Here is a 26,307-nt window from a genome sequence, read left to right as displayed (position 1 = left end):
ACGATGTTCTTTCTCGACGATGATTTTTGTCGGCGTCAAGTGCGGGACATTAAGTTAATAACGCCGGGGCGCTCCGAAGTGCGAGCCGGGGTACAGCGCTGGGTTCACGACGTCGAAATGACGGATGGCACAAAGCTCGTAATTCTTGACGTGACAATGGCTCAGATCAGTAAGCTTCCAGCCCATACATTTGCGGCTCAACAGGGCCTGATAGCTTGGTCTCCCGATCCAGATGGAGGTGATGACTTCATCAATCCGATTGTGGGTTGGGCAGTAACTTTCGATGGCCAGATACTCCCGATGAACGCTGGAGGGTCGGTTGACGATTGTGATCCTGACGCGGTGATTATCGGAACCGATGGCCGGGTGTGGCAAAATGGGTTTGTCCAGGCGCCAAATTTGGAAAGCTACAGGCAACGCCTCATCGACGATCAGTTGTGACCACCGAAACCCCCCTCGATCGATTCAAGGCCGTACTCGGCGGCACGTCGCGCGCGCTGGCCGACGAGCCGGAGATCGAACTCGCCTTCACCGCCGACGCGCCGACCAGTTCGGGCAAGCACATCAAGGTGCCGATGCCGGCGCGGACTTTGCCGGCCGAACAGGTGGCGGAGGCGCGCGGGTTCGCCGATGGCTTCGCGCTGCGGCTGAAATATCATGACGCCGCCGTGCATACGCGCGCGGCGCCGGGCGAAGCGGTGGCGCGCGCGGTGTTCGATGCGGTGGAGGGGGCGCGGGTCGAGGCGCTGGGATCGCGCGGTTATGCCGGGATCGCGGCCAATCTGGCGACGGCGCTCGACATGAAGCTGCGCGCCGATCCGATCACGCGGGCGCGATCGCGGGAGGAAGTGCCGTTGTCGACCGCGCTCGGGCTGATGGTGCGGGAGCGGCTGACCGGGCAAAGCGCGCCGGCCGTGACCGCGCCGGGCATGGCGCTGGTGCGCGACTGGATCGAGGAGAAAGCCGGCAAGGATCTCGACGCGCTGGCGTTCGCGATCGACGACCAGAAGGCGTTCGCCCAGCTGACCACGCGGTTGCTGGAGGATCTCGAGTTGATCGAGGGGGACATGATCCCCGAGGATAGCGACGAGGGCGGCAACGACGACGAGGGCACCGACGAGCAACAGTCCGACGAGGGCGATGACGGCGAGAGCGAAGGCGAGGACGGGCAGGGCGAGGTCGAGGCGCGTGGCTCCGAGCGCGACGCGGAGTCGCAGGACGGCGAGAATGCCGAACAGGGCGACGAAGATTTCGAGGATATGGACGGCGAGCCGGGCGACGAGGGCGAGGAGGGGATGCTGCCCGTCCGCCCGAACCGGCCGATGCAGGATTTCGCCGGGCAGTTCGATTACAAGGCCTGGACCACCGCCTATGACGAGGTGATCGCGGCGACCGAGCTTTGCGACGCGGACGAACTGGCGCGGTTGCGGTCCTATCTCGATCAGCAATTGGTGCATCTGCAGGGTGCGGTGACGAAGCTTGCCAACCGGTTGCAGCGGCGGCTGATGGCGCAGCAGAGCCGGTCGTGGGATTTCGATCAGGAAGAGGGGATGCTGGATGCGGCGCGCCTCGCCCGCGTCGTGGTCAACCCGATGCAGTCGCTGAGCTATAAGATCGAGCGCGAGACGGATTTCAAGGATACCGTCGTCACGTTGCTGATCGACAATTCCGGATCGATGCGTGGACGGCCGATCTCAATCGCGGCGATCAGCGCCGACATTCTCGCGCGGACGCTGGAGCGGTGCGGGGTGAAGACCGAGATTCTGGGCTTCACGACGCGCGCATGGAAGGGCGGGCAGGCGCGCGAGACGTGGCTTGCCGCCGGGCGTCCGCCGCAGCCGGGGCGGCTAAACGACGTGCGCCACATCGTCTACAAGAAGGCCGACGAGCCGTGGCGGCGGGCCAAGCCGAGCCTCGGGCTGATGATGCGCGAGGGGCTGCTGAAGGAGAATATCGACGGCGAGGCGCTGATCTGGGCGCATGGCCGGCTGATCGGGCGGCCGGAGGATCGCAAGATCCTGATGGTCATCTCGGATGGCGCGCCGGTGGACGATTCGACGCTGTCGGTGAATTCCGGGAGCTATCTGGAGCGGCATCTGCGGCAGGTGATCGGGTGGATCGAGACCAAGTCGCCGGTGGAACTGGTGGCGATCGGGATCGGTCACGACGTGACGCGATATTACAATCGCGCGGTGACGATCATGGATGCCGAACAGCTTGGCGGCGCGATCATCGAGCAACTGGCGGCGTTGTTCGACACGAATGATTGAGGCCCCGGATGGCGGGTTTCGCGGGCCGGTGAAACGATCGGTGACGATCGCCGGGCATCAGACGTCGATCAGTTTGGAGCCGGTGTTCTGGAGCGCGCTGGAGGCGGCGGCGGTGCGGTTGAAGCTGCCGCTCAGTGCGCTGGTGGCGCAGATCGATGCGGTGCGGATCGTGGGGGATGATCCGCCGAATCTGGCGAGTGCGATCCGGTCTTGGGTGTTGTCCACTCTTGATCCTCCCCGGTACGGGGAGGGGGACCATTTGCCACTTCCGGCAAATGGTGGAGGGGGCTCTCCACGAGCGTGACGCTTGTGGCCCGCCCCCTCCACCATTCGCTGAATGCTCATGGTCCCCCTCCCCGTGCCGGGGAGGATATGATGAGTTACCGGCCCAACAAGACCCTGGCCTGCCCGGCGATCTGCGCGAGCATTGCGGCGTTCGGGGCGGCCGCGCTTTTCGCGCGATCGACCACCGCCTTGAACTGCGCGACGCGGCCAGCGTTTGCCGACAGCCACGCTTCGACCTGCGCCTGCGGATCGCCCGAACCGCGGCCGAGGAATTCGAGCCGCAATTGCTGGAAATCGCGCGCGAGGCCGGCGATGAGCAGGCGTTCCCATGGATCGCTGGGCGAGATGCGCGCGGCGTTGGCCTGGGCCCAGTCCAGCCCGAGCGCCTGACCGAGGCGGGTGAACGCGCGGGTGAGGACCAGTTCGTCGAGCTTCAGTCGCTCGCCGAGATCGGCGAGGCCGACCGCGCCGTCCAGCTCGAACAGGCGGACCGTCTTCTGCACCAGCTTCTTCGGCGCACCCGCCGCTTCGAGGCGCGCGGCGATGCGGGCGCTTTGTGCGCTCGCTTCGGCCAGCAGCAGATGCTTGGTCTGCTTGTCGAGCGAGGCGATGCCCTTGGCGAGGCGGCCCAGCACCTCGGCAGGGCTGGCACCGGGGGGCGAGACGCGGAGCAGATCGGCGATCTGCGCGCGCGTCGCCACGGCGACCTCGTCGAACAAGGCGATGCGCGCGGCCTCCGGCATCGCGGCGGTTTCGATCTCGGCCCACAGATCGGGCAGGTCGAACAGGCGTTCCGCCACCACGAACAGCGCGGCGATGTCGGCCATGCCGGCACCTTCCTCCTCGGCCAGTTCGAAGGGGTAGAGGACGCCCATGCGGTTGACGATGCGGTTGGCGAGCTTGGTCGCGACAATCTCGCCGCGCAGGCGATGTTCGTCGATCGCCTTGCCGAACTTCTTCTGCATCGCGCGCGGGAAGGCGGCGTGGAGATCGTCGCGGAGTTCGGCATCGGTGCCGAGATCGCTATGCTCGATCGCGTCCTGCAAGGCGAGCTTGGCGGTCGCCAGCAAAACGGCGAGTTCGGGGCGCGTCAGGCCGCGCAATTCCTGCACGCGGCGCAGCAGATCGTCGTTGGAGGCGAGGCCTTCGACCGCGCGGTCGAGCCGGCCGGCGCCTTCGAAAATCTCGATCACGCGGACATAGCTCGGCAAGGCCTGTGCGCCGTCATTCTCGGCCACCGACAGCGCCAGCGTCTGCAGGCGGTTGTCCTCCAGCACGAGGTGCGCGACGTCGTCGGTCATGCTCGCCAGGAAGGTGTTGCGCTTTTCGTAGGCGAGACGGCCTTCGATCATCTCGCGGTTGAGCGCGATCTTGATGTTGACCTCGTTATCCGAACAATCGACGCCGGCGCTGTTGTCGATGAAGTCGGTGTTGATGCGCCCGCCCCGTGCGGAGAAGGCGATGCGTGCGGCCTGCGTGACGCCCAGATTCGCGCCCTCGCCGATCGCGGTAGCGCGCAAATCCTCGGCATCGACGCGCAGCCGATCGTTGGCGGGATCGCCGACCGAGATGTTGTTCTCCGCCGCCGCTTTCACATAGGTGCCGATGCCACCGAACCAAATGAGATCGACCGGGGCCTTCAGGATCGTGGAGATGAGTGCGGTAGGCTCCATTTCCTGCGCATCGGTGCCCAACGCGGCGCGGATCTGCTTGCTGAGCTTGATCGTCTTGTCGGTGCGCGGGAACACGCCGCCGCCCTTCGAGATCAGCTTGGCGTCGTAATCCGCCCAGCTGGAGCGGGGCAAAGCGAACATGCGGTTGCGCTCTTCCCAGCTTGCCGCCGGATCGGGATCGGGATCGAGGAAGATATGGCGGTGGTCGTAGGCCGCGACGATCTTGAGCGTCTTCGACAGCAGCATGCCGTTCCCGAACACGTCGCCTGACATGTCGCCGCAACCGACGACGGAGAGGGGGTCGTTTTGCACGTCCACGCCGCGTTCGGCGAAGTGGCGCTGCACGCTGAGCCACGCGCCCTTGGCGGTGATGCCCATTGCCTTGTGATCGTAGCCGACCGACCCGCCGGAGGCGAACGCATCGCCGAGCCAGAAGTCGTTCTCCAGCGCTATCGCATTGGCGACGTCGGAGAAAGTCGCGGTGCCCTTGTCGGCGGCGACGACGAAATAAGGATCCTCGCCGTCGAGGATGCGTACATCGGCGGGATGGACCACCACGTTCTCGACGATGTTGTCGGTGATCGACAGCAGGGTGCGGATGAAGATGCGGTAGCTTTCGGTACCCTCCGCCAGCCAGGCATCGCGGTTCGAGCCGAGCGGGAGTTGCTTGGGATAGAAGCCGCCCTTGGCACCGGTCGGGACGATCACCGCGTTCTTCACGCGCTGCGCCTTCATCAGGCCGAGAATCTCGGTGCGGAAATCGTCGCGCCGGTCGGACCAGCGCAGGCCGCCGCGCGCCACGGGTCCGGCGCGCAGGTGGATGCCCTCGACGCGGGGCGAATAGACCCAGATCTCGCGCCATGGCACCGGCGCGGGCAGGCCGGGAACGAGGTGACTGTCGAGCTTGAATGCCAAGGCGGTCTGCCCGGCGGGGGCGAAGGCGTTGGTGCGCAGGCAGGCGACGATCACGCTGCGGATCGCGCGCAGGATGCGATCGTCGTCGATCGCCGAGACGGCGTCGAGGCCGCGTTCGATCGCGGCGTCGGTTGCCGGGATGCTATCCCCGGTGCGTTGCGGATCGTGCGCGGCGTTGAACCGGTCGATGAGGTATCCGGCAACGGCGGGCGCGCGGCGCAGCGCATCGACCACGGTGGTGAGGCCGTAAGGTAGGCCGGCCTGGCGCAGATAGCGAAACCAGGCGCGGAACAGCACCACGGCGCTCGGTGCCATGCCGGCATCGACGATCAGGCGGTTGAAGGCGTCGTTCTCGGCCTTGCCTTCCAGCACGGCGGCGACGGCATCTTCCAGCACCTTCGGATCGCCCTTGAAGGCGGTTACCGCCTCGACGAGGAATTCGTGGACGAATCCTTCGGTGTCGCCGGACAGCGCCGTCGGAATTTCCTCGATCACGCGGAAGCCGAAATTCTCCAGCACCGGCACCGCATCGGACAGCGCCAGCGCGCCGCCTTCGCGATAGATCTTCAGGCGCGATCCACGGCCGACATCGTTGAACAGGCGCACGGTGCGATCGGTCGGGCTTTCCAAACGCGCGAGGCACAGGATGTCGCGTGCGGCTTCCTCTGCCGAGGTGGCGTTGCGATAGCCCTGCGGGAAGGTGGCGGCGTGGCCCAAAGCGAGGCGCGCGGCGCGGGTCGGATCGACCAGTTCGCCGAGCGCGGCCTCGACCGCCGGCACCCAGCCACGCACCATGCGGGCGAGCCGCACGTCGAGCGGCGCGGGATCGGGCATATGCCCTTCGCCACGGAGATCGAAGGTGTAGCGCATCATCGCGACGACGCCGTCCTCCAGCGCGATCGACCAGTTGAGCAGCGCACCGTTGCACGCCTCGCCAAGCATCTCGCCGATCGCGACGCGGCGCGCGGTGGTCAGATCGTCGCGCGGCAACCAGACGAACGCGAACATGTGCCGCCCGAGGATCGATCGCACGAGCACCAGCTTGGGTCGCGGCCGATCCGCCAGCGACATGGCGGTGAGCGCGAGATTCTCGAGACTGTCGGCATCGAACGCGGTGACGAGATCGTGCGGCAAAGCGGCCAGCGCATGGGTCAGCGCCTTGCCGGTATGGCCCTTGGGATCGAAGCCGAACTTCGCCTCCAGCGCGGCGAGGCGGGTGCGCAGCAGCGGCACGTCCTGCGGCGGCGCGCCGAGCGCGGCGCTGGTCCACAGCCCGGCATGGATCGAGAGGCCGACGACCTTTCCGCCCTCGACCACCGGCACCAGCACCAGATCGAGCGGCACGTGGCGGTGGACGCTGGAGATCAGGTTCGATTTCAGCAGCAGCGGCGCTTCGCCACCGGCGGCGAAATATTCGAGCGCGGCGGTGCGCGAAGCCTCGGCCAGCAATGGCACTTCGTGGCGGTGACGGGTAATACCGATCCGCTCGACGCTCTTGCCGTTGCTCCACAATTCATGGCCGAGCAGGGTGAAATGCCCGTCGAGAAACCAGCGCAGCAATTCCGCGCCTTCGCCATCGAGATCGAACAGGCTGCTCGACTGCAGGGCCTCGGCATCGGCGGCGATCGTGCGTTGCAGCGCCGGCCAGTCCGCCACCGCCGCGCGCACATCCGCTAGATTGCGTTCCAGCTCGCCGATCAGCACGCGCCGTTCGCGCGCATCGGCGCGTTCCAGCTCGATATAGATCATCGATTCGGGGGCACCGGTGTCGCCGACCTCTGTCAGTGCGCCGGTGGCATCGCGCGTGACGCGCAGCACCGGGTGAATGATGCGATCGATGCCGATATTGTGCGCGCCGATCGTCGCGGCGATCGAATCGACCAGGAACGGCATGTCGTCATTGACGATCGCCAGGCGCATGCGGCGGCGCGTTTCGTTCAGATCGGCACCGGGCAATACCTCCAGTTCGATCGCGGGCGTACCGGCGATGCGCTTTTCGGCGGTCGCGGCGACGAAGGCGGCGGCCTCCGCGCGCTCCTTCTTGCCGAAATTCTGCAACTCCCCTGGAAGAGCGCCCTTGGTCAGCCGGGCGGCAAGCGCATCCGACAGCGATTTCAGCGTGGTCTTGGCCATGGGCACATCCTATGCGCCTGCCGCTTTTTTAGCTCAACCCCTGTGGTGGGTGCCTAAAGGTTGGGCAGCAACGGGGGGAAAGAAGGTCGTTTCACACAAAGACACTAAGACACGAAAAGAAAGGATTTTGGCCGCGAAAGCGGCAAGAAAGCCAGGCCATCCGCGCAGCAATATTCCAATATTCTTCTTGTTCGTGTCTTCGTGTCCTTGTGTGAAAAATTCTCAGGCGGCCGCGCGCATCGCCTTTTCGGTCAGCGCGGCATCGCCGATCGCCGCCACGACCTGCAAGCCGCCGGCACCGTTGGAACGCGCGAGCAGCACGACGTAATCGCCATCCGCCACGCCGGTTTCCAGCGTGACATCGGCCAGCACCGTTTTTTTGGCCAGCTTTGCACGATGATCGGTCGCCGGCTTCGCGACCGGCTGGCGCAATGCGCGCTCGGCCTGCACCACGCCCTTGATCCCGCCTTCGAAGCTATCAAGGAAATCGCCCAGCGCGCCGGTATCCACGCCGACACGGCGGGCATGGCCCAGCACGGCGGCATATTCGGTCAGGCGGGTCTTGTCGTAATCGGCACCGAAGACGAGCTTGACGATCGGCGTCATCGGCGCACGCAATTGTAGCGTGATGCCGGCCTGATCGAGCAACGCCTCATAGGCGGCCGGATCGCGATCGGCGGCGGCGGCGAAATCGTGTGCGCGGCCCAGCGCGCGGTAGAGCGTAGAGCGGGTGCGCGTGTCGGCGGCGCGGACGGCGGCGGCGGTCTGCTGCGCCAGCATCAGCTGATCGGCGAGATTGGCCACCACGTTCAATTCGAGTTCGCCAGATTCCTCACGCTCGGCGCTCGGGCCATCGGCCCAGACCGGCGTCGCGACGACCCGCTGCGGCGTGGCGCGCACGGCGGCCTGAACCTCGGCATCGAGCTGCGCCTGCGTCTCGGCGTCGACCAGTTCCTTCCAGTTGATCACGCCGTAGATGAAATCGATCGTATCCTCGTCGGACGAGAACGGCATCAGGATGCCGCGATACATCGTGTTGAAGCCGCGCTGCGACACGAATTCCGCCTCGAAGCCGATCGGCGCGCGATTGGCGATGATCTGCAGATAATGGTCGGTGAGGCGCGACAGCAAGGATCGGCTCGGCACCTGGGAGATCAACGTCACGGACGAATCGAGATCGCATTCCGCGCGCAAGGCGGAGCCGAGATAGGCGATGACGGGATCCTCGATCCCGCGCGAAAAATCGAGCAGCACGGCGTGCGGGCCGAAATCGGCGATATTGGCGGGGTCGAGATCCTCGATCGACGGATAGGCGCGGCCGCGCAGCAGCGAGACCCAATGGTTGTAGGCGCGCACGTGCATCCGCCGCTCGTCGGTGCCGATCTCGACCTTCGGTTCGCTGACGACGGGCTCGTCGTAGCGAAGGTCGATCTCATCCGCGTGCAGGTCGCCATCGAAACCGCGAACATTGTCCATTGCGCAAACACCCTTCGTGGACCGCGCAGGCGATCCGTTCCACGGTCATGCTTGTGCACCCGGCATGGTAAACGATGGGTAAAGGGATTGTGCGCTATCTTCGAGGCGACGGAAGATAGCGGCACGAAGCGTGCGACGACGCTTGTAAGGCCCCCAAGGACCTGCTAACCGCGCCGCCTCGTGAACGTCGCAACGACCGCCACGCACGCCGCTTTAGCTCAGTTGGTAGAGCATCGCATTCGTAATGCGGGGGTCACAGGTTCGAGTCCTGTAAGCGGCACCATCCCTTTGAGAAGGGAAATCCGAAAATTGCTGGTGAAGCCCGTTCGGCTGGGACGGTTTCTGGGTCCTACGTGGGACGCTTTCGGCAGGGTTTCGGGCGCTGACCTACGCGTCACCTCTTTGATAGATACATCGCTGTGGTGTCCTGTTTGACAGGCTTCGGCTTCGAGCCTTTGCGGCGGTAGATGAGCCGACAGCGGGCACTTCTCGATACCGCTCCGCGTCGTCGGCCAACCCGACGTGAAAGTGATCGCCACTTTCAAATAACTTCTGCGTAACGGTCTTTGAACCGCGCTCGTAAAGATCGAGATCGTTCCTTCTGACGCGATAGAATCGAAACCGTTAGCGATGAGATTTGGACTCAAGTGTTTGACTTATAGTATAATTACGCGAAATCGCCTTGTTCAAATAATAGGCCAGCATTAATGCCGTTTTATTAGCCCTTTGTCCCAGGGGGCGGGTTTTCCCGTTCACACATTAGAGGTTAGTAATATGCATATCATTCACCTGTCTCAGCCTGCCATCGATCCCGGTAAGGCTGCTCTCCATCATTCTGTCGCCGCGAGCGTTTGCGGCCCGGAGGCTGCCGTATACGACGCTGGTAGGTTCCGGGACGGCGGTCCCGGCGTCATACCGGGCGCCATTTTGGCCTGCATCGAGCAGGGCATGAACGACGAGGAATCTATCGTCCTCGCTGTGGCACGCGTTTCGCGGTGCAAACGGTCCACGGTATGGACCGTTCTCGATTATCTCAGCGGTACGGATTCGCACGTTCACCCGGGGATGGAAAGGGGGGCGCCATAACGTAAATCGAGGCGAGAAAGCCGCTGGCTCCCCCTCTGGTTGCCCGTACCTCAGTTGCGAATCTAGAACTTCCAAAAAATACCCGCCCCTCGCATTGCGCTTAGAACTACTTTTTCCTATGCGTTCTGTGCGTTCCGAAGTCCGCGCGGGGGGGATATGTATGAGCAGATTGATTCGCGCGTTGTCACTATTGTCTTTTTTGTTGATTGCTTCCGAAGCGAACGCTCAGTCGCGCCAACCGATAGTTGCGGTCGCACGCATCGATGATCTCGCGCAATCTAATAAATCTGCTGCACTGACCGCCATGATATTGTCGGCGGTGGCGGGAACCAGCAAGTTCCGCGTGGTTGAGCGTGAGCAGCTCGGCAATTTGGTTGGCGAGCAGGGGCTCGCGCGAAAGGGCGTGGTCACATCAAGAAATCGCGGAAAAGTAGGGGGGTTTGAGGGCGTTGATTATTTGATCTACGGGTCTATCACGAATTTTTCTGCCAACAAGAAATCTGACATCGGGTCGACGTTTCTTCTCGGTGCCTTGAGTGGTAGCAAATCAACGACAACTACAGCATGTTATAAAGGGTCGGTCACGCTCTCGCTCGACATCAAGATCACTGATGGCCAATCGGGCCAGATTCGTTATGTGAAACGGCTCGACGAGGTTCAGAGTGCTGGCACAATCTGTGGTGAAGGGGTGCCTGAGGCCAATGCTTCGGCATTGCTCCGCTCAGCTGCCGACAAGGTCGCAATTGGGCTGGTAACTACTGTTTATCCGATCAAGGTTGCAGATGTTCAGCAAGACGGAACGATAACGCTGAACTATGGTGAAGGGGCGGTCAAAGTCGGCGACACCTTGGCTGTTTTTGACTCTGGAAAGGTGGTGCTCGACCCTGATACAGGCCAACCTATGGGCACCAGCGAAATTCGCCTGGGCCTGATCCAAATCACGGACGTGCAGACCCGGATGTCCAAAGCAAAGGCGGTCGCTGGATTCACAGCACCGCCCCAAGTGAAGGCGATCGCCCGGCCGGCGACCCAAGATGACATCAGTGCTTTCAAGGGAATGAAAAAGAAGAAAAACTAGAATGACTTTGCTGCGTATCGCGCACGGCCGGGAACGATATCGGGTTTGGACGCGCCGTTCGGTCCTGATTTGATGCTTTTCATCGTCGTCCCGGTCAACCCGCGGAAAGCGCTGCGGAGAAATTAGGGAGAATGACTGTGCGATTCGGATTGGTTCTTTTATTGTGCATTGCCTGGCATCCATCGACTGCATCGGCACAGGAAATGACCGTGGAGGAAATGGTTGCGCGTATTCGTGCGACGGTCGGTGCCGAAGCGACGAGTCGGCCGGCTGAACCCGCCGCTACGCGTACCTTCACGATCGAAAATGGTGTCGATCAAAATGCAAAGACGGCGATGCCGCAAGATGTTGCCCCGCGTGTGGTGAAACCCCCGCTGACGCCGACGACGTGCCAAGTCGCGCTGGACTTCAATATGATCCTGTTCGAGCGCGGATCGGCACAATTGGCTCGCGACCCGCAAACGCAGAGCACCCTGATAAAGCTCATTACGGCGTTGACAGATCCACGGGCGGGCAATTTCGCGTTCATCGTTCGGGGCCATACGGATGCGACCGGCACGATCGATAAAAATCTGCGCCTTTCCAAGGCGCGCGCGGAGACGGTCGCGAAAGTGCTGATCGACGGCGGGGTGCGTTCAGATCGTGTCCAGGCGGCTGGTCTGGCAAACCTGATACCCGTTGACGCAGCAAATCCCGCAAGCTTCAAGAATCGTCGCGTGGATATCTGCACATGATTGATCGCCCGGATGCCACCCCGCGCTATTGCACTCGGAAAGTCAGCGTGTCGGTCGACAAGGTCTGATCGGCGGCGAGAGCGGCGTCAACCAGTTCACGCGCCGAATGGAACCGGTCGAGCGGTGTGAACGCAATATCGGGAACCGAGTCGGAAATGCGCGGCAGGAAATCGTCGTTGCCCGCCAAGCAGGAGAACCATTCGCCGGTGTTGCCGGTTTGCGCGCGGATCACATACGGGTCCTGCTCGGAGGGCATGCGCAATATCTCCCCGGCCGCGAGACGATAGGCAGAGCGGTACTGGTTCGGAAATACTCGGATCACCTTGCCGACCGAGTCGGTATAATAGCAGGCGACATAAGCGGGTTCGGCAACCGTCGCCTGGAATGCGAGCTTGTCTCCGGCCCGCACGAAAGGCATTTGGCCATTGGGATAAATGAACGGGCCGGGTGCTCCGGAAACCTTCACCGCTGGCTTGCCTGCTGCTGGGCGGTTCATCGGTGCCGGGGGCGCAGAAAGATTAATGAGCGCCTGATACAATTCGAAGCCGATCTGGCCGCTCGGCGCCAGACCTTGGGCGCGCTGGAAGCTCGCAATTGCCTGTTGCAACTGCTCGGGTGAAGGGTTGGCGGGAGCAAGCCCGCGGCGCGTCATTTCCGTAAGGACGGCGGCCCGCTGACCTTCCGGTTTCATCCGCTTGAAGTCGCGAAACTGCGAAGCGACGTTGTCGGAAGGAAGCACGCGCGCGAGGCAGGTCGCGTAGGGCAGTTGCATGAAGGAACCGACTGCCTCGATCATGGTGAGATCGATTAGCGCCTTGACGCCGGACTGAACGCCATCCGACTCGGTGCTGGTCAACGACAACGAGCCGCCGACGATCTGGATGAAGCTGGACAGAAAGCCCGACTTGCTCTTGGTTTCGAGTCTCATGGTCCGTGAATGAAACGTGCCATCGACCAATTGCTCGTTGGCATCGGTCAGATAAAGCGACACGGTTAGGGTGGAGATACCGCGTTGGCTTTTCACCGTCGCGCCAACCGCTGAGGCGATCGAAATCCCGCCGCCATTGTCCTTGGACTGGACTTGCTGCTCGAATGCAGTGACCGAGCCTGCCGTCTGCAGAAAGCCCGTCTTTCCGACGACGTTGGCACGGTTAATCATAATGCGGAAGAAATGGCTTCGCCTCGACATTTTGGTGGCCGCGTCGATGATCATGTCGCGAGTAAAACCACCCTTGTCGGTCGGGTCGGCAATGCCCTGCGGAACCAAGACGAAGCTCGCGGGCTGGGAGCTGCGGGAAAGCAGTTCATCCATGCACGACAGCGCAGGGTCGAAAGCGCTGGCCGCATCGATCGGAGCCCCCTGTGGCCTCCCCGGAAAAGGCGAACTTTGTGCCGCGGCCGATACCGGGCTCAAAACAAGAGCCACGGCGACCAGCCAGCCGGAATAAGCCGCAAATCGTTTCAATGCTGCACCTCATTGAAAAATGCGGGTAAATTGATAGAACTGCCAACTGGTGGGCATTGCCTTCCGTCGCTCGTGCCGGCAAAATAAATCTGGTCGGCAATGACTGCCTTGCCGGGCTGCCCCAGAACGAGCTCGTCCGGTGAGGGATTGTGGCCATCGGCCTGCGCGGCGCGCTGAGCGTCGGGCAACGTGCGCGGATCGCATTGCAGGATTTGGGGTGCGCGCGGCTTTACCATCGTCCTGAGCATCTGCGCTGCCGTAGCGAACTCTATTGTTGTCTGACGCGATTGTGATGCGAGATCGAGGTCCTGCGCCTTGCTGCGCGGATAGTCCTGGGTCAGCACCGACGGCACCGATGGATCGCCGACCGGCAGGGACATCGCCTGCGCCGCTGCCGAGGCGCTGTGGGCGATGGTCATCAACAGGCCGAGCGCCAAATATGATGTTGCGCGCATAATGGATCCTTTCAACAGCCGCGATTTGACGAACCCAGGATGATCGTCGAACGCCCCCAAGGGAGGAAATCGGTAGCGACAACGGTGCGAACCGCGACGAACGAGCTCACCGATCCCTGCCGCCCGGGCCCGGCCGATGCCGAGCTGATTCGTGTACGCCCGCCCGGCAGGAGCGAAATAGACGCCGCCGTTCCGATTGAGCTTCGCAGCCGCGCGTTGCCATAGACGGAGCCACACACCGTAGCTTCGGTGACCGAGGCGCTCGATCCGGGGCCAAGCGCAAGCGCGAGGCGCGTGCCGCCGCTCGCGCGCTGGACCACGGAGCCGGTCACGGTTGCACCTTCCCGAACCGTCGCTGATGTCACGTTGGCGTCTGTCAGCGGACCGATCGCCAACGCCGCCATGCTCGACACGTCGGATGACTGCGAGACGTCCCCGCCAATCGCGACCGCCTGTGCATAAACGGAAGTTGGCGCCATGAGGTGCGCAAGAAGGATGGCCGACGCCAGAAAATATGGATGTTTCATATCGCTCCTTCCGGTGCAGCTTCGATAGCGCACCATCGATATAGTATCGAGCGGGCAGAACAAGGACTGTGCAGCTTACAACTGTTTTTCAGATATTTTCGACATTGAAGGCCAGCATTCGTTGCTCGCGTTTGCTTTGCCCAGCCAGCCGCGAATCTGCGTCAAGCAAAGAGCGTCCGCTGTCGATGTCGGTCGTCGCCGTGATCAGAAACGCATATTTCCCCGCCGGGGGGGTGATCTGGAAACCGCCGGTCCGCGGGAATCGGGCGCGGTCGCCCGCCCGGACGTAGACCGGCGCGCCATCCGCCTGACTGGGGATGACCGGGGTCAGTTTGCCCGAGGGCGCACGCAACCAGAGCCGCACTCCGACGTCGCGCGAGGCTGACAGGGTGATCGTAATCGAGTCACCCACCGCATACACCGCCCCTGGTCTATCGAGCGCGGCCGACAAGTTGATCGCTTCGTCGCCGCCTATGGTCGCCATAGCGACCGCCGCCAGCAAAATCCTCAGAATTGTCATCGATCTTCCCCCTGTCTCAGCTGCTCCGCATGTTTCATCAAGGTTTGTGCGCGGTCGAGATCGACCGGCACACCGACGCCGTCGCGGTAGATTTCGGCCATGTCCTCATTGGCGGCCGCCGAACCTTTCGCCCCCGCCGCGCCAAGATAGTGGAGCGCTTCGCGCATCGCTTCCGGCGTTTCCGGGCCGGCCAGCCAGAGATCCCGGCCATGGGCGGCGAGACCGTTCCGATCACCCAGCAACGCGGCGCGGCGCCAGTAGGAAGAGGCTAGTCGCGCGCCGCCGTCGAGCATATGTGCCTGACCAGCCAGAAACATGGCATGTCCAGAAGATGGCATCGCCTTTGCGGCCTCGCCGCACCAGCCCACTGCCGCGGCGATTCGCGCGCGGTCATTTCGCGCCTTCGTCGGCTCGAGCGCCACGAGCGCGGCTTCGCATTTGCGCAGCGGCGCCCGGCTGGCGTTCGACCACCACAGCGCGCCGATTGCGGCGGCTGCGCAAAGCGTGACGATCAGCACGGCGGCAGATCTCCACCCACGCCGTGACGAAGGGCGCGCGGCCTCGTTTGAGTCCGGGGAGCGCCAAAGATCCTTGAGTTGCTCAAGTCGATCGACTGCGCGTACCGCAATCCGGCCGGCCTCCTGCGCTTCGGTGAGCGCGGTGCGGGTTGGGTCGGCTAGATCGCAGAAATTAACACTGGCAAAAGCGAAAATCGGGGCCGTTTCGACCGACGGATCGAGCCCGGCAACGACGCGGCGCACCTTTGCGTCGAAACCGTCCACTGGGTCGATTGCGCCCCGGCCGCCACAAGGCAGGCAGCCGGTTGCTATGATGCGTGCGTTGCCGGGTGCACCGTAGCGGGCGCGCTTGTCGGCAAGCGCGAGCGCCAAAGCGTACGACCCGCCCGAAAAATCACGGCGCAGGAAACGCACCATGGCCCCGTCGAGGCGGCGGTCGTCGCTTTCGTCGGCGCGTGCATCGGTCAGGACATCAATGGCGTCGGCGCGTTGATGCCCTACCGCGAAGCGCTCCTGACGGTCGAGCGCGGCCATCCGCTCGACCCGGACCGCAGTCATAACCGCCTCACCGAGGATGACGATCGGAAATTCGACTTCGGCAACCCCCGCTGCGACCATGACCTACAGGAACCCCAGGGTCAGCTGGTGCGTCCGCAGCCGCTCGATCGGCGATTCGGCGCGCTCCCAAAAGGCATCGACGCCGCCGCTACGGTCGGGTTCTCCGATCAGCCACACAGTTCCACCGCTATCGGAAAGTTTCAACGCAGTGCCGGCCGGGATCAGTGCCAGCGCGTCGGGCGAAAGCTCGATATTGATCAGCCAATCGCCTGAGCCCGGCGCACGCAAAATACGGATTGTGACGCCCGCCTCGCCCATCACGAGCTCGTCGGACGCCCCGTCATCGGCCGCGCGGCGCAAAAACGCACGGCCAAAACCGCGCCCGGCCCAACTGGTTTCCAGCGTCGCCAGCACTGCCCGACGGGCCATTACAAAAGCACGCCGGGCGTCCGGCGACGTCCAGACCAACACGGCATCCTCCGGACGCCAAGGGGCACCGCCCGCGTACGCTTCGAGGCGTGGACCAAGCGCGTCGAGCAGATCCGGTTCGATCGTTTCTTGTTGCCGGTTGAGAATTTCGGCAAGCGCTTGCGCGTCGGATATCTTCATTGGACCATCGCTATCATTCGAGCGCGGAACTTGTCCGTCACACAGTCCTTAAGCTGCGTTTCGGCTTTCACGCGGATATGGTGAAATTTACGGCGATCAATCCCCTGTTTCAGGCAAAAGGCGGAAACGGTGGTGTCGCCGCGATGCAGGGAAACCTGATATACGTCGTCATAGGGAGGCTGCAGCGCCCCAACGCACTCGTGCAGATATTCGTAACCGCGCCTGAAATCGGGCAGCATTTCAATCTCGTCTTCGGTAACATCGAGAACTTCTTCAGGCTCGAAAAAATCCTCGCAAAATTGCGCGAAAAATCCCTTCACCGTGTCTTTTTCTTTCGGGAGATTATGGTCGTTCGGGTGATGCGCGCGGACGTAAGCCGCAACGCGATCGCATAGATCGTCCGAGTAACGATTATTCGGGTCGTCGCTGCCATCATCCCATCCGGCTTTCGCGCGGACTGCGCTGACGATGGGTTGCAATCGCCGCCAGGTCTTAGCGCGGTTTTCCAGATCGGCCGTAGCGCGCAGGCGCATCCGGTAAAGGCCGCTGCGCAAACAGGCCCAGACGATCGCTGGAGACTCTTTCCCGGCCAGCCGCTCGCGTGCGCGGATCAGCTCGTCTCGCATCGGCGCGGCATCGCCCAACAGGCTGATCGCTGCTGCGTACATCGTACTGCGCGGCGGCCGCCCCGAAGCGCCACGCTCGTTTTCGGCCAGCGCAGCGCGGCTGTGATCGAGCGCGCGCGCCGCCCGATTGACGAATTTATCCCAAGTGGCCGAATCGAGCTCACCGTGCACGACTATTGTATCAATCACGTCGTCCGCGATCGGCATGATGATGTTCAGCACTGACTTGCTCATACTCGTCCAATTGGACTCGAGCCAGTACCGATCGTCCGCCCCCAAATGCGTCATGAAACTGCCCCCGCGTCTGACTATCGCTATAGCCGACGACCGATCGTCGCAATGCCGAAGAAATATTATAATTTCGACGAAGGATGGCCCAATCGGCGCGCGCCGGACCCCCGACAATGATCGGATACAGAACTGGATATTCGACGTCGATCGAAACCTCGCCGACGATACGGGTCGAATCGGCGCTTGAGGCTAATTGAGCATCGGCGGGTACGGCCGCGGCGAAGGTGGCGAAGATTAGGACGGGCGTGAACAGACGAACGCTGAACATCATTTTCTCCTTTTTGGTGAGGCGCCATCGCCCCCGCATCTGTTTCGGGCGGGAATGGGAAAGCTTAGTTTGAGCGTGTATTTGGCCTTGGGCGGATACTTCCCTCTCCCGAACCCTCGGTCCGGGAGGGGATGCGGTCTCAGCGTTTCGGCGCGCCGATGACGCACTGGCTGGCAGAAGAGTGTGAGTTGTCGCCGACCGTGATCGCGGCCTGCACGTTGCTGCGGCAACGCATGTTGACACTGCCGCGGACGGTGGTCGCTTCATAGATCACGCCTTGGTCAGCGCGTGCCGACGAATTATTGCCGACCGTGATCCCGGCTAGCACATTGGTCTTGGCGTCGATCGTGACGTCACCGTCGATATAGGTCGCATCGGCGTTTGCCGCTGCCTGGGCAGAAGCGGGCGCGGTGACGGCGAAGCTGGCGACGAAGGCGGCTGCGGCGGCGATTGCGAGACGAACGTTGAGCATGATGTCCTCCTTTGTGCGAGGCGCCATCGCCTCTGCATCTTCGTCGCGGGGGCGCAGCGGGGGGTGTGCGCACGCACCGCAAAAATTTTTCGTGTCGCAGGTAATTTTCCGCCGCAGGGCAAATCGTCCTTTCCGCGACCCGGCAATCAACCATCAGCATTTGTTTCAATTGCGCACTGCGGCATGACGCGCTGCTTGTGGCAACAGGACGTGCTGCCTATACTTGCGCGCAAGGGGCAAGTGATACGGTCAAGCTTGGGGGGCGGCTTCAACATGCGGACGGTATTTCTCCTGCCGTGTTTCTTGGTGCGATGGTGGTTTTGCACAATGATCACCGTGGCCGCGATTGCCGCGCCCGCGATCGCTGCCGCAGCTACGCCTGAAACGCGCGTCGCGCTGATCATTGCCAATTCGAAGTACGAAAAGGCTCGCGCGCTGGCGAACCCGTCGTCCGATGCGCAACTGATCAAGGCGACGCTCGGCGCGCTCCACTTTACCACGATCAACATCATCGAAAATGCAACGCGCGCCGAAATGCAAGCTGGGCTGCGCGATTTCAGCGTGCTCGCCGACAAGGCTGATGTTGCAGTTATCTACTATGCCGGGCACGGCATCGAGCTGAACAACACTAACTATCTCGTCCCGACCGACGCTCATCTCGTGCGCGACCGGGACGCCGAGGTCGAAGCGATCAAGCTTGATACGGTGCTGCAGATGACCGAGGGTGCCAAACGGCTTCGCGTGGTGATCCTCGATGCCTGTCGCAATAATCCCTTCGATGCCATGATGATCCGTTCGGGCAACAGCACGCGCTCGATCTCGCGCGGCCTCGCGCCGATCGAGCCGGCGGGCGAGAGCCTCGTCGTCTATTCGGCTAAGGCCGGCCAAGTCGCGGCCGATGGCACGCAAGCGAACAGCCCGTTTGCCCGCGCATTGGCCCGGCGGATGATCGAGGAAGGCAGCGAGATCAGCTTGACCTTCCGCAAGGTTCGCGACGACGTGCTGCAGGAAACCTCGGGCGATCAGGAGCCGTTTACATATGGCTCGCTGTCCAGTCGCGAATTCTATTTCCGACCATCCAACACCAATGGTGCGGCGCGGGCGAAGGACGATATGGAGTTTCAGGCCTGGGATTTGTGCAAATCGGCCACGTCGCGCGCGCCTTGTAACTCCTATTTGGCGAAATATCACCAGGGGCGATATATCGATCTTGCGCGCCTGCGCGTCGCAGATATGGTCGCACCCCGAGCCGCAGCGCCCGAGATGGCGGCAAGCGGCTCCAGCTCGCTTGGTCGGGTGGCCTTGTCGGGAACGGTTGCAACCTTCCCAGCGGTCGCAACCCTGTCGCGCGCGGCGTCGGTCGGGTTATCAAGCCGTCCGATCGCGGTGGCCGTGGGTCCGATTCTGAGCGGCAAGGAGTGTCGCCTCTACATGGCGACCGCCGGCCAGCGCGAAACCTATGCGAACCCGTTGGAATATGCGTCGCGGACGAACTGGGTCAGCTGGTTCTACAAGGATTGTGTGAGCCGTTTTGAAGGCATCCGAACCGCGATCCAGGCGGCACTGGCGTCGTCCGGTAAGATTGTGGTCGGGCCCGGCGGCGTCACGGTCAACGGCCGCCTGTCCAATGTGGTGCAGGACAATATCGACGCGCAAGGCGGCTACGGGCAGCAGGGGAGCTATAGCATCAGCTCGCAAGGGATGTTGGTAACCTTCGACTTGAACATCAAGGACAGCGCCGGGCGGATCGTGTTCGGCATACCGCTTAGCAAACGCCTCGAAACCGGCAGCCTCGAGCAAACCGGAGCGGTCGATGCTCAGAGCGGCCAATCCGGCGAAGGGATTTATGCGGTGTTGCAGCAAAGCATTGCACTGGCGGCCGCCCGCCGCATCGCCTTCCATTACGCGCCTTTGGAGGTGGTGAGCGTGAAAGACCGGAAGATCCAGCTCAATTATGGAGCACCGCTTCTGAACATCGGGTCGCTGGTCAACGTTTCTAGCCCCGATGGCAATAGCGCGATCCGTTACCGTATTATCTCAGTGGGCGACGGCCATGCGCTTGCGGAAAAATACAGCGATGGCGATGAGCGCAGCATCGTGCCGGGCAATCGCGCGACAGCGATCGAGGATGATGATCCCGCAGCCAATCAGTCGCGGTTCGATCGTGTAGAACTGCCGTAACGCGGCGCTGTCCATGGCGGTCGTCGATCAAAAGGCTGGCATGCTGACGTGCCCCGCTGAAGCCTGCTCTGAAATCCTCGAAACTCGGTTGGAACGCGATTAGCTAGTCGAATGTTCAGATTGGAGACAACTATTCGAACAAGATCAATCCGAAAGACCGTAGATTTTGATCGGCGCTACCGCCGCGCGCAGCTATCGCGTCAGATGCGTCTTGAATAGTAGTCGGACCCAATTGAGATCCGGTCCTTATCTTATGTTGCGATTCCGTAAGGTCTGGATAAACTCGCTGAAAGGGCCAACTCCGCGATTGATCTTTGCAGCCCCTTGAAACCATTGCCAGATACCCGGATTATATTGCCCGATACTTCCGGAAACACCCGACATGGTTCGGTTGAGGAAAAACGCCAGCGCTGGCTAACGGTACATTTGGCCGCCCAGACAAACTTTAGCTTGGTAACCGAGGAATATACTCGAACGATGGAGCGCGAGGGACGTTCGCCCGCGACCGTATAAAGGCGCGCTGGGTTCTCGAGCTTTTCGCTGGTATCGCCAAGCGTCCGATCGGCTCGTCGACGCCGCACGATTGCTCGACGTGCTAAAGCGTGTCGAGCGTCTCGGACGTTATGAACGGCACTGCGGCCAAGAGCACGGCGAGAAGACCAGGTACGGATTGAGCGCGAGGACGACGATTAGGGCAGCATCGCCCGGACGATCTCACGAATATCGCTTCGCCGGTCGAAAATTGTTAACATCGCATGGCCAAAATTCGCGCCATGATCTGCGACCCTCGATAGGCACGGCGCGGCACGGCGTCCGATGTTTCATCTTTCGGTTGCTCCCGAATACTTGCTGTTACTGCAAAAATCCGATGTCATCAACCGCGCCGCCGAAACCGATCCTATCATTGCCTCGACGACCGCGCATCTGCGCAGGCGGGGATGGATATTGGGGGTATCGATGAAGCTTTATTTTCTTAGCGCGGCAATCGCGCCCTTGTGCCTAATAACGCCAGCGATGGCGGAAACGATGACGGTGGCCGTCGATGCGCCGGTTGCCGTCGATGCAGATGCCGGCGCGTCGCACCGGGCCGGGGCCAAGGATTCCGACACCGTCACCACCGGCGTCGCCAAGGGCCGCGATCGCCTGGACAGTGCGACCTCGACCAGTTCGCTGCGCGAGGCGGAGATCGCCAAGATGGCACCGCTGTCGATCGGCGAGCTGATGCGCAACATTCCGGGCGTCCGTTCCGAAGCACATGCCGGTGCGGGCAACGCCAACATCACGATCCGCGGCCTGCCGCTCGCCACGGCGGGGGCCAAGTTCGTGCAGTTGCAGGAGGACGGCCTGCCCGTGCTCGAATTCGGCGATATGTCCTTCACCACCGCCGACATGTTCCTGCGCGCCGATCTCAACCTTCAGCAGGTCGATGCCATCCGTGGCGGATCGGCCTCCACCTTCGCATCGAATTCGCCGGGCGGCATCATCAACTTCATCTCGAAGACCGGCGAGACCGAAGGGGGCGCGTTCGCGCTGACATCGGGCCTGGATTATGATCTGTATCGCGCCGATTTCGATTACGGCCTGCACCTGAGCGATACGCTGCGGATGCATATCGGTGGCTTCTATCATCAGGGCGAAGGTCCGCGCCGGGCAGGCTTCAATGCCATGCGCGGTGGCCAGATCAAGGCCAACATCACCAAGACATTCCCCGGCGGCTATATCCGCCTCTACGGCAAATATCTCGACGATCGTTCGCCGTTTTACGAGACCGTCCCGCTCCGCGTCACGGGAACGAACGGCGATCCGCAATACGCGGCCGTCGCAGGATTCGATCCGACCAAGGACGTGACGCTGTCGCGCTATGCTCAGTCGGTCACGCTGCTTGACCGCAACAACAACGTCACCACCGACGATGTGCGCGAAGGGCAGCACGCGATCATGAAATCGTTCGGCGTCGAGGCGCAAGTCACTCTCGGCGGCTGGACGGTCACCGACAAGTTCCGCTTCTCCGACATCGGCGGGCGGTTCATGGGCACGGTCAACCCCACCTTCTTCCCGGCCGCGACCGCAGCGTTGTTCTTCGGCGGCCCCGGCGCGACCTTGAGCTATGCCAATGGTCCGCAGGCCGGCACCGCGATCACCAGCCCGACGACGTTGAACGGCAATGGTCTGCTGGCGGCGATCCCCTTCCAGGACAAGCCGATCACCAGCCTCGACAACGTCACCAACGACATCCGGGCGAGCCGGACCTGGGCCATCGGCGGAGGCGATCTGACCACCACGGTCGGTTTCTATGCGTCGCGGCAGTCGGACGATGTCGATCTGCTGTGGACGACGCAGTTGATGGAAGTGCGCGGCGACGGCAGCGCGGCGCTGGTCAACATCACCAATGCCGCCGGCCAGCCGGTGACCCAGAACGGTATCGTGTCCTATAACATCGCCTTCGTACCCGGCCGGATCCGGCGGCGCATCAATGTCGATTACGGCGTCAACGCACCGTTTGGATCGGTCAATTACCAGATCGGCAAGATCGCGATCGGCGGCAGCCTGCGGTACGATTTCGGCACCGCGCGGGGTTCGGTCTATGGGTTCGACTTGGGTGGCGGCCGCGTCGGCACCACCTCACGCGACATCAACGGCGACGGCATCATCTCGATCGCCGAGACGAAGGTCGGCATCACGCCGCTCACCTCGCCAGCACCGGTCGATTACGACTATAAATACCTCTCTTACTCCGCCAGCGTGAACTATCGCATCGCCGAACCCTTTTCGGTCTTCGGCCGCTACAGCCGCGGTGCGCGCGGCGTTGCCGACCGCGTTCTGCTGACGCCGCTGCTCAGCACCACGGACGGCAGCCTGCGGTTCGCCAATACGGCGTACGATCCGGTCAGGCAGGCCGAGATCGGCGCGAAATTTCGCCAGTTCGGCCTGACCCTGAACCTGACCGGATTCTGGGCCAAGGCGCAGGATACCAACCTGGAAGTCGCGAACGCCACGCCGATCCAGCGCGTGTATCGCGCGATCGGCATGGAGTTCGAAGGCGGCATCCACCGGGGCATCTTCGCCCTGAACGCCGGTGCGACCTATACCAAGGCCAAGATCGTCGAGGACGTCAACACTCCGGCCAATGTCGGCAACGTGCCGCGCCATCAGGCGAACCTGATCTTCCAGGCCACGCCGCAGATCACGACCGATCGCTTCAGTGTGGGCGCGGTGTTCATCGGCACCACCGGCAGTTACACGCAGGATAGCAACCTGCTGAAGATGCCGGGCTATGTCACGACCAACGCGTTCGTGCAGTTCCGGCCGATGGACCGTTTGCTGCTCTCGCTGAACGCCAACAATGTGTTCGACAAGCTCGCCATCACCGGCACCGACAGCGCGACGATCCCGGCAAATGGAATCGTCGGCGCGCGGGTGCTGACCGGACGAACCGTATCGTTGACAACACGGTTCGATTTTTGACGCGCACCGGTCTGGACGCCACCTGCCGGCGTCCAGGCTGATCGGCCTGATCGAAGGCATCGTCACTTCGCGGATATCCGGGACGTTCCGACAGAGGTCGGTGCAAACCGCCTATAATGTGATCGCGCAACACATGCCCTGAAGGGCACGTCGCCAGGTGCGCAATACATATTCACCGGGGGAATTTATGAAAAAAGTAGCAGCATTACTGGGTGTTGGGCTGTGCGCGACATTCGCCGGTCAGGCACATGCAAGCGACGCACTCATGGTACCGCACCCGGTCGATGCGGACGCTCAGGCTGCGCCATCGCCAAAGGATTCCGACACCGTCACCACCGGCGTCGCCAAGGGCCGCGATCGCCTGGACAGCGCGACCTCGACCAGTTCGCTGCGCGAGGCCGACATCGCCAAGCTGGCACCATTGTCGATCGGCGAGTTGATGCGCGACATCCCGGGCGTCCGTTCGGAAGCAGGAGCCGGGGAGGGCAATGCCAACATCTCGATCCGTGGCCTCCCGATCGCCTCGTCGGGTGCCAAGTTCGTGCAGTTGCAGGAAGACGGCCTGCCGGTGCTGGAGTTCGGCGATCTGGCCTATCTCGGCGCGGACATGTTCCTGCGCGCGGATATCAATCTGCAGCGGGTCGATATCATTCGCGGCGGATCGGCATCGACCTTCGCGTCGAACTCGCCGGGCGGCATCATCAACTTCATCTCGAAGACCGGCGAGACGGAGGGTGGCGCGGTGGCGCTGACCAGCGGCCTGAATTTCGGCCAGTATCGTGCCGATTTCGATTACGGCCTGCGCCTGAGCGACAGCCTGCGGATGCATGTCGGCGGCTTCTATCGCCAGGGCGAAGGCCCGCGCAGCGCCGGCTATGACGCGCAGAAGGGCGGCCAGCTCAAGGTCAACATCACCAAGACGTTCGATGGCGGCTATATCCGCCTCTACGGCAAGTATCTCGACGATCGCTCGCCTTATTACGATTATGTTCCGGTCAGGGTCAGCGGCACCAACGGCGACCCCAGCTATTCGGCCTTTGCTGGTCTGGACCCGAGCAAGGATACGCAGAATTCGCGCTATATTCAGTCAGTCGCCCTGCTGGGTCGCGACAATAATCCCACCACCGCCGACGTGCGCGAGGGGCAGCACGCGATCGTAAAGTCGTTCGGCGTCGAGGCGCAGGTGGATCTGGCCGGCTGGACAGTGATCGAAAAATTCCGTTACGCCGATATCGGTGGACGATTCATCGCCGGGATCAATCAGACATATCTGCCCGCATCGACGGCGACGACGAATTATGGCGGTGCCGGTGCGACCTTGTCCTATGCCAATGGTCCACGGGCCGGTGCCGCGATCACCGATCCGGCGGCGCTGAACGGCAACGGATTGCTGGCCATCATGTCCGTCGAGGATATTCCGATCAATCTCGACTATGTCACCAACGATATCCGGGCCAGCCGGACCTGGAACGTCGGCGGCGGCGATCTCACCACCACGGTCGGCTTCTACGCATCGCGCCAGACGGTCGGCAAGGACCAGCTATGGACCAGTCTGGTGCGGGAAGTGGGCAGTGACGGCAATTCCGCGCTGATCAACATCACCAACGCCGCCGGGCAGGCGGTGACGCAGAATGGTGCCCTGACCTACAATCTGTATCTGGCACCCGGTGGCTTCCGGCGGCGCACGCAGCTCGATTACAGCACCAACGCGCCGTTCGCCTCGATCAACTATCACATCGGCAAGATCGCGATCGGCGGCAGCCTGCGCTACGATTTCGGCTCCGTGAACGGCACGCTTTACGGTTCCGATCTGGGTGGCGGCCGCGTAGGTGCCACGTCGTTCGACATCAACGGCGATGGTCGTATCTCGATCGCGGAGACGAAGGTCACCATAACGCCGCTCACGTCGCCGGGGCTGGTCGATTACGACTATAAATACCTCTCGTATTCGGCGGGCGTGAATTACCGCATGGCGGAGGAGTTTTCGCTGTTCGGGCGCTACAGCCTCGGCCACCGCGCCAATGCGGATCGCATTCTGTTCACGCCGATCATCGACACGACCAGCGGGAAGCTGACCGCTCCCAGTGCAGCCTATGATCCTGCCCGCCAGGCAGAAGTGGGCGCCAAATATCGCACGGCGGGGCTGACGCTGAACCTCACCGGCTTCTGGGCCAAGGTGCACGATACCAATTGGGATCCGGTGAGCGCCACACGGATCTCGCGCGATTATCGCGCGATCGGTGCGGAGTTCGAGGGCGGCGTTCGTCGCGGCATCTTCGGCCTGACCGCCAGCGCGACGTACACCAAGGCGAAAATCACCGCCGATGCCAATAATCCGGCGTTCGTCGGCGATGTACCGCGCCGTCAGGCGAATCTGATCTTCCAGGCGACGCCGCAGGTCATAACCGATCGCTTCAGCATCGGCGCGGTGTTCATCGGCACGACCGGCAGCTATGCGCAGGACAGCAACCTGCTCAAGATGCCGGGCTATGTCACGACCAACGCGTTCGTGCAGTTCCGGCCGGCGGAACGCCTGTTGCTGTCCGTCTATGCCAACAACCTGTTCGACACTTTTGCGATCAACGAGGTCAGCAACGCATCGATCCCGGCGAGCGGGATCGCCAACGTTAGGGCGCTGACCGGCCGCACCATATCGGCGTCGATGCGGTTCGATTTCTGATCCGCAGACGTATGCCGGTGGG

19 protein-coding genes and 1 tRNA gene are annotated in these 26,307 nt (G+C 62.5%); 9 read left to right on the top strand and 11 right to left on the bottom strand.

The window, feature by feature from the left end; all coding sequences use genetic code 11:
* Positions 1-3 precede the first annotated feature (3 nt).
* Genes U1738_RS08030 through U1738_RS08020 form a run of 3 tightly spaced genes read left to right on the top strand, consistent with a single transcriptional unit; the run spans position 4 to position 2,574 of the window.
* Positions 4-441, top strand: coding sequence for a hypothetical protein (locus U1738_RS08030; RefSeq protein ID WP_332788517.1), 438 nt, complete (start codon positions 4-6; stop codon positions 439-441).
* Positions 438-2,270, top strand: coding sequence for a cobaltochelatase subunit CobT (gene cobT / locus U1738_RS08025; protein ID WP_332788516.1), 1,833 nt, complete (start codon positions 438-440; stop codon positions 2,268-2,270). The genes U1738_RS08030 and cobT overlap by 4 nt, the downstream gene beginning before the upstream one ends.
* The gene (locus tag U1738_RS08020; RefSeq protein WP_332788515.1) at positions 2,263-2,574 is read left to right on the top strand and encodes a ribbon-helix-helix domain-containing protein; all 312 of its coding nucleotides are present in this window, start codon (positions 2,263-2,265) and stop codon (positions 2,572-2,574) included. Before cobT ends, U1738_RS08020 begins: the two co-directional genes overlap by 8 nt.
* 76 nt (positions 2,575-2,650) lie before the next feature.
* Here U1738_RS08020 and U1738_RS08015 read toward each other — a convergent pair whose 3' ends face one another.
* Both U1738_RS08015 and U1738_RS08010 read right to left on the bottom strand, forming a co-directional pair.
* Positions 2,651-7,276, bottom strand: a complete 4,626-nt coding sequence (locus tag U1738_RS08015; RefSeq protein WP_332788514.1) for an NAD-glutamate dehydrogenase — start codon at positions 7,274-7,276, stop codon at positions 2,651-2,653.
* A gap of 222 nt (positions 7,277-7,498) precedes the next feature.
* Positions 7,499-8,752 carry a PAS domain-containing protein gene (locus U1738_RS08010; RefSeq protein WP_332788513.1) on the bottom strand — a complete coding sequence of 418 codons (1,254 nt, stop codon included), beginning with the start codon at positions 8,750-8,752 and terminating at the stop codon, positions 7,499-7,501.
* A gap of 207 nt (positions 8,753-8,959) precedes the next feature.
* Between U1738_RS08010 and U1738_RS08005 the strand changes: the two genes are divergently transcribed.
* The 3 genes from U1738_RS08005 to U1738_RS07995 all read left to right on the top strand — a co-directional run bounded on the left by U1738_RS08005 (position 8,960) and on the right by U1738_RS07995 (position 11,650).
* A tRNA-Thr gene (locus U1738_RS08005) sits at positions 8,960-9,035 on the top strand.
* 963 nt (positions 9,036-9,998) lie between these two features.
* On the top strand, positions 9,999-10,916 hold the full coding sequence (locus U1738_RS08000) for a CsgG/HfaB family protein (protein ID WP_332788512.1): 918 nt from the start codon (positions 9,999-10,001) through the stop codon (positions 10,914-10,916).
* A 203-nt stretch (positions 10,917-11,119) separates the two neighbouring features.
* The gene (locus U1738_RS07995) at positions 11,120-11,650 is read left to right on the top strand and encodes an OmpA family protein (protein ID WP_332788511.1); all 531 of its coding nucleotides are present in this window, start codon (positions 11,120-11,122) and stop codon (positions 11,648-11,650) included.
* 25 nt (positions 11,651-11,675) lie between these two features.
* Here U1738_RS07995 and U1738_RS07990 read toward each other — a convergent pair whose 3' ends face one another.
* The 9 genes from U1738_RS07990 to U1738_RS07950 form a co-directional block, all read right to left on the bottom strand.
* Positions 11,676-13,115, bottom strand: coding sequence for a DUF4384 domain-containing protein (locus tag U1738_RS07990; protein WP_332788510.1), 1,440 nt, complete (start codon positions 13,113-13,115; stop codon positions 11,676-11,678).
* Positions 13,112-13,570, bottom strand: a complete 459-nt coding sequence (locus U1738_RS07985) for a hypothetical protein (RefSeq protein WP_332788509.1) — start codon at positions 13,568-13,570, stop codon at positions 13,112-13,114. Before U1738_RS07985 ends, U1738_RS07990 begins: the two co-directional genes overlap by 4 nt.
* An 11-nt stretch (positions 13,571-13,581) precedes the next feature.
* Entirely contained in the window at positions 13,582-14,097 is a 516-nt protein-coding gene (locus U1738_RS07980; RefSeq protein ID WP_332788508.1) for a hypothetical protein, read from the bottom strand.
* 88 nt (positions 14,098-14,185) lie between these two features.
* A complete protein-coding gene (locus U1738_RS07975; RefSeq protein ID WP_332788507.1) occupies positions 14,186-14,617 on the bottom strand; it encodes a DUF4384 domain-containing protein in 432 nt (143 codons plus the stop codon).
* Positions 14,614-15,753 carry a hypothetical protein gene (locus U1738_RS07970; protein WP_332788506.1) on the bottom strand — a complete coding sequence of 380 codons (1,140 nt, stop codon included), beginning with the start codon at positions 15,751-15,753 and terminating at the stop codon, positions 14,614-14,616. Before U1738_RS07970 ends, U1738_RS07975 begins: the two co-directional genes overlap by 4 nt.
* A 3-nt stretch (positions 15,754-15,756) precedes the next feature.
* Positions 15,757-16,302: a hypothetical protein gene (locus U1738_RS07965; RefSeq protein WP_332788505.1), complete on the bottom strand. Its 546-nt coding sequence runs from the start codon at positions 16,300-16,302 to the stop codon at positions 15,757-15,759.
* Positions 16,299-17,150, bottom strand: a complete 852-nt coding sequence (locus U1738_RS07960; RefSeq protein ID WP_332788504.1) for a hypothetical protein — start codon at positions 17,148-17,150, stop codon at positions 16,299-16,301. Before U1738_RS07960 ends, U1738_RS07965 begins: the two co-directional genes overlap by 4 nt.
* Positions 17,110-17,490: a hypothetical protein gene (locus tag U1738_RS07955; RefSeq protein WP_332788503.1), complete on the bottom strand. Its 381-nt coding sequence runs from the start codon at positions 17,488-17,490 to the stop codon at positions 17,110-17,112. The genes U1738_RS07960 and U1738_RS07955 overlap by 41 nt, the downstream gene beginning before the upstream one ends.
* Before the next feature lie 136 nt (positions 17,491-17,626).
* A complete protein-coding gene (locus U1738_RS07950) occupies positions 17,627-17,959 on the bottom strand; it encodes a hypothetical protein (protein ID WP_332788502.1) in 333 nt (110 codons plus the stop codon).
* A 327-nt stretch (positions 17,960-18,286) separates the two neighbouring features.
* On the opposite strand from U1738_RS07950, the gene U1738_RS07945 reads away from it, so the two are divergent.
* The 3 genes from U1738_RS07945 (at position 18,287) to U1738_RS07935 (ending at position 26,285) form a co-directional block, all read left to right on the top strand.
* The gene (locus U1738_RS07945) at positions 18,287-20,140 is read left to right on the top strand and encodes a caspase family protein (protein ID WP_332788501.1); all 1,854 of its coding nucleotides are present in this window, start codon (positions 18,287-18,289) and stop codon (positions 20,138-20,140) included.
* A 957-nt stretch (positions 20,141-21,097) separates the two neighbouring features.
* Positions 21,098-23,605 (top strand): TonB-dependent receptor domain-containing protein, encoded by a 2,508-nt coding sequence (locus U1738_RS07940; RefSeq protein ID WP_332788500.1) that lies wholly within the window; start codon positions 21,098-21,100, stop codon positions 23,603-23,605.
* Positions 23,606-23,870: 265 nt separating this feature from the next.
* The gene (locus U1738_RS07935; protein ID WP_332788499.1) at positions 23,871-26,285 is read left to right on the top strand and encodes a TonB-dependent receptor domain-containing protein; all 2,415 of its coding nucleotides are present in this window, start codon (positions 23,871-23,873) and stop codon (positions 26,283-26,285) included.
* The last annotated feature ends 22 nt before the right edge of the window (positions 26,286-26,307 follow it).

Origin of the sequence: Parasphingomonas caseinilytica (genome assembly GCF_036663755.1) — a bacterium.
Taxonomy (GTDB): domain Bacteria; phylum Pseudomonadota; class Alphaproteobacteria; order Sphingomonadales; family Sphingomonadaceae; genus Sphingomonas.
The sequence above is the reverse complement of the archived record's forward strand: the minus strand, read 5'-3'. Positions and strand labels throughout refer to the sequence as shown.

What these genes read in the sequence shown, in the direction of transcription:
- U1738_RS08030 (WP_332788517.1), top strand. Translation starts at nt 4, where the DNA reads ATGTTCTTTCTCGACGATGATTTTTGTCGGCGTCAAGTGCGGGACATT.
- U1738_RS08020 (WP_332788515.1), top strand. Translation starts at nt 2,263, where the DNA reads ATGATTGAGGCCCCGGATGGCGGGTTTCGCGGGCCGGTGAAACGATCG.
- U1738_RS08015 (WP_332788514.1), bottom strand. Translation starts at nt 7,276, where the DNA reads ATGGCCAAGACCACGCTGAAATCGCTGTCGGATGCGCTTGCCGCCCGG.
- U1738_RS08010 (WP_332788513.1), bottom strand. Translation starts at nt 8,752, where the DNA reads ATGGACAATGTTCGCGGTTTCGATGGCGACCTGCACGCGGATGAGATC.
- U1738_RS08000 (WP_332788512.1), top strand. Translation starts at nt 9,999, where the DNA reads ATGAGCAGATTGATTCGCGCGTTGTCACTATTGTCTTTTTTGTTGATT.
- U1738_RS07995 (WP_332788511.1), top strand. Translation starts at nt 11,120, where the DNA reads ATGACCGTGGAGGAAATGGTTGCGCGTATTCGTGCGACGGTCGGTGCC.
- U1738_RS07985 (WP_332788509.1), bottom strand. Translation starts at nt 13,570, where the DNA reads ATGCGCGCAACATCATATTTGGCGCTCGGCCTGTTGATGACCATCGCC.
- U1738_RS07980 (WP_332788508.1), bottom strand. Translation starts at nt 14,097, where the DNA reads ATGAAACATCCATATTTTCTGGCGTCGGCCATCCTTCTTGCGCACCTC.
- U1738_RS07975 (WP_332788507.1), bottom strand. Translation starts at nt 14,617, where the DNA reads ATGACAATTCTGAGGATTTTGCTGGCGGCGGTCGCTATGGCGACCATA.
- U1738_RS07970 (WP_332788506.1), bottom strand. Translation starts at nt 15,753, where the DNA reads ATGGTCGCAGCGGGGGTTGCCGAAGTCGAATTTCCGATCGTCATCCTC.
- U1738_RS07965 (WP_332788505.1), bottom strand. Translation starts at nt 16,302, where the DNA reads ATGAAGATATCCGACGCGCAAGCGCTTGCCGAAATTCTCAACCGGCAA.
- U1738_RS07955 (WP_332788503.1), bottom strand. Translation starts at nt 17,490, where the DNA reads ATGATGTTCAGCGTTCGTCTGTTCACGCCCGTCCTAATCTTCGCCACC.
- U1738_RS07950 (WP_332788502.1), bottom strand. Translation starts at nt 17,959, where the DNA reads ATGCTCAACGTTCGTCTCGCAATCGCCGCCGCAGCCGCCTTCGTCGCC.
- U1738_RS07945 (WP_332788501.1), top strand. Translation starts at nt 18,287, where the DNA reads ATGATCACCGTGGCCGCGATTGCCGCGCCCGCGATCGCTGCCGCAGCT.
- U1738_RS07940 (WP_332788500.1), top strand. Translation starts at nt 21,098, where the DNA reads ATGAAGCTTTATTTTCTTAGCGCGGCAATCGCGCCCTTGTGCCTAATA.
- U1738_RS07935 (WP_332788499.1), top strand. Translation starts at nt 23,871, where the DNA reads ATGGTACCGCACCCGGTCGATGCGGACGCTCAGGCTGCGCCATCGCCA.